This is a genomic window from Rahnella inusitata, assembly GCF_965118895.1.
GTDB lineage: Bacteria > Pseudomonadota > Gammaproteobacteria > Enterobacterales > Enterobacteriaceae > Rahnella > Rahnella inusitata_A.
Window position 1 is genome coordinate 1 of record NZ_CBCPJJ010000040.1, and the last position, 3,397, is coordinate 3,397.

Sequence of the window (3,397 nt, forward strand, 5' to 3'; positions counted from 1 at the left end):
CGCCGAAGCGTGCCTTTTTTGATCGTCAGCCGGTAAGCCAGATTTACTGGTTGCGCTCGCGGTCAATGGCGCGGTAACCAATGTCTTTGCGGCAGAAACTGCCTTCCCAACGGATATCTTTCGCTAAATCGTAAGCACGCAGCTGAGCGGCTTCTACGGTTTTACCCAGCGCGGTCACACACAGCACGCGCCCCCCGCTGGTGACGACAAGTTCGTCCTGCAAACGGGTGCCCGCGTGGAACACTTTACCATCCGGTACTTCTTCGAGCGGTAAGCCATGAATGACTTCACCGTTCTGATAGTCGCCCGGATAACCCCCGGCCGCCAGCACAACGCCCAGCGAAGGACGCGGATCCCATTCTGAGGTCTTATCACCCAGACGACCTTCAGCACCCGCCAGACAAAGATCCACCAGATCTGAGCGCATGCGCAATATGATCGGCTGAGTTTCCGGATCGCCGAAGCGGCAGTTGAATTCGATCACTTTCGGCTGGCCATCAGCGGAGATCATCAGACCTGCATACAGGAAGCCGGTGTAAGTGTTGTTTTCAGCCGCCATTCCGCGCACGGTGGGCCAGATAACCTGATCCATCACGCGCTGGTGAATTTCATCAGTCACCACTGGCGCCGGAGAATAAGCGCCCATACCGCCGGTGTTCGGGCCGCTATCGCCATCCCCAACGCGCTTGTGATCCTGACTGGTCGCCATAGGCAGCACGTTCGTGCCGTCTACCATCACGATGAAACTGGCTTCTTCGCCATCGAGGAATTCTTCAATCACGATGCGGTGACCGGCGTCGCCGAAGGCATTGCCTGCCAGCATATCGTGAACGGCGTCTTCTGCTTCTTTCAGCGTCATCGCCACGATCACGCCTTTACCTGCCGCCAGACCGTCAGCCTTGATGACAATCGGCGCGCCTTTGCTGCGCAGATACGCCAGCGCAGGTTCGATATCGGTGAAGTTCTGGTAATCAGCACTTGGAATGTTGTGACGGGCGAGGAAATCTTTGGTGAAGGCTTTAGAACCTTCCAGCTGGGCGGCTTCCTGCGTAGGGCCAAAGATTTTCAGGCCCGCGGCGCGGAAAGCATCAACCACGCCAATCACTAGCGGCGCTTCAGGGCCGACAATCGTCAGACCGATGTCGTTACTTTTGGCAAAAGCCAGCAACCCGGCAACGTCAGTGGAGGCGATATCGACGTTTTCCAGCAAAGGTTCCAGCGCGGTACCGGCGTTGCCCGGCGCGACAAAGACTTTATCAGCCAGAGATGACTGCGATGCCTTCCACGCCAGCGCATGTTCCCGCCCGCCGTTACCGATAATTAAAATATTCATTCGAAGACTCCGGATGAGCGGGCGCATCGCACCCGCTGAAAGAAATTAATGACGGAAGTGACGCATATCGGTGAAGAGCATTGCAATGCCGTGTTCGTTGGCGGCTTTAATCACTTCATCATCACGGATTGAACCACCCGGCTGGATAACACAGGTGATGCCTACCGCAGCGGCGGCATCAATACCATCACGGAACGGGAAGAAGGCATCAGAAGCCATAACGGAACCTGCGACTTCCAGACCCTCATCCGCCGCTTTGATCCCCGCAATTTTGGCAGAGTAAACGCGGCTCATCTGGCCTGCGCCAATGCCGATGGTCATTTTGTCGCGCGCGTAAACAATGGCATTAGATTTAACGAATTTTGCCACTTTCCAGCAGAACAGGGCATCTGTGAGTTCCTGCTCCGTCGGCTGGCGCTCAGAGACGACGCGCAGCTCATTGGCATCCACCATGCCTAAATCGCGATCCTGAACCAGCAGGCCGCCGTTGACGCGTTTGAAGTCCAATGCTGCTTGCCGACCTTGCCACTGACCACAGGTCAGTACGCGGACGTTTTGTTTGGCTGCGGTCAGAGCCAGCGCTTCTTCGCTGACGGAAGGGGCGATGATCACCTCGACAAACTGACGGCTGATGATCGCTTTGGCGGTGTCAGCATCGAGCTCACGGTTGAAAGCGATGATGCCGCCGAAAGCGGACGTTGGGTCCGTCTGATAAGCGCGCTCGTAAGCGGCCAGGATGCTGTCGCCGATGGCCACACCGCAAGGGTTAGCGTGTTTGACGATCACACACGCAGGTTCCGCAAATTCTTTCACGCATTCCAGCGCAGCATCAGTATCGGCGATATTGTTATAGGAAAGCGCTTTGCCCTGAAGTTGAGTCGATGTCGCGACAGATGCCTCGCTGACGTTCTCTTCTATATAGAAGGCTGCATTCTGATGGCTGTTTTCACCATAACGCATATCTTGTTTCTTTATATAGCTCAGATTCAGCGTGCGGGGGAACTGTCCGGAGGCCGTTTCGGTATCGCCGTGGTAAGCCGGAACCATGGTGCCGAAGTAGTTGGCAATCATGCCGTCGTAAGAAGCGGTATGCTCGAAGGCTTTAATGGCCAGATTGAAACGGGTCTCCAGCGTCAGCGAGCTGTTGTTGGCATCCATCTCTTCAATCACAGCTGCGTAGTCGCTGCTCTTAACGACAATCGCCACATCTTTGTGGTTCTTCGCGGCAGAGCGAACCATGGTTGGCCCGCCAATATCAATGTTTTCTACGGCATCTTCCAGCGAACAGTCGGTGCGTGCGACGGTTTGTGCGAACGGATAAAGATTAACGACCACCATGTCGATTGGCGCGATAGCGTGCTGCGCCATAATTTCATCATCTTTCCCGCGACGACCGAGGATGCCACCGTGAACTTTCGGGTGCAGGGTTTTGACTCGTCCATCCATCATTTCCGGGAAACCCGTGTAGTCAGACACTTCGGTGACTGGCAGGCCGGCCTTAGCCAACAGACTTGCGGTTCCGCCAGTGGAAAGTAATTCGACGCCACGCTGTGAGAGTGCCTGGGCGAATTCTACGATACCGGCTTTGTCAGAAACACTGAGCAGAGCGCGGCGGATTGGACGAGATTGTTGCATGGTGGTTGTATCCTTGGCTTTGGAGTCGCAATAAAGAGCGTTATCTGAATTCAATGACGCTTTTCTTCTCTCTATATAGAGCAATTTGCAGAAAAACGTGGGATCGCGCTCAGATAACTTCCCTTCGGCGACTGACTTTTCATTTATAACCCATAAAGGGCGGCGAAAACTGACGCGCGAAATTGTAGCGAAAACGATTGCGCGACGCTCGCAAAATTTCAGTTTCCTGTTCCTTTGTGGATAAATCTGTGCAAAACAGGGTATAAGCTGTGGGGTTGCTGTGTAATGCAGCAAACAGTGATTTTTCTTAAAATTACCCCTTGCGGCCTGCTCAGAACTCCCTATAATGCCGCTCCATCGACAGGGAACAACGTGAACAACATCACGAAGTAACCGGGTCGGGAAAGATTAAAAACAGCGGCATCCGGT

2 protein-coding genes are annotated in these 3,397 nt (G+C 54.4%); both read right to left on the reverse strand.

Going from position 1 to position 3,397, the window contains the following annotated elements:
* Positions 1-43 precede the first annotated feature (43 nt).
* Positions 44-1,333 (reverse strand): phosphoribosylamine--glycine ligase, encoded by a 1,290-nt coding sequence (purD, locus tag ACMHLI_RS23325; RefSeq protein WP_413531455.1) that lies wholly within the window; start codon positions 1,331-1,333, stop codon positions 44-46.
* Between the two features lie 45 nt (positions 1,334-1,378).
* On the reverse strand, positions 1,379-2,968 hold the full coding sequence (gene purH, locus ACMHLI_RS23330) for a bifunctional phosphoribosylaminoimidazolecarboxamide formyltransferase/IMP cyclohydrolase (protein WP_413531456.1): 1,590 nt from the start codon (positions 2,966-2,968) through the stop codon (positions 1,379-1,381).
* Positions 2,969-3,397: the final 429 nt, after the last annotated feature.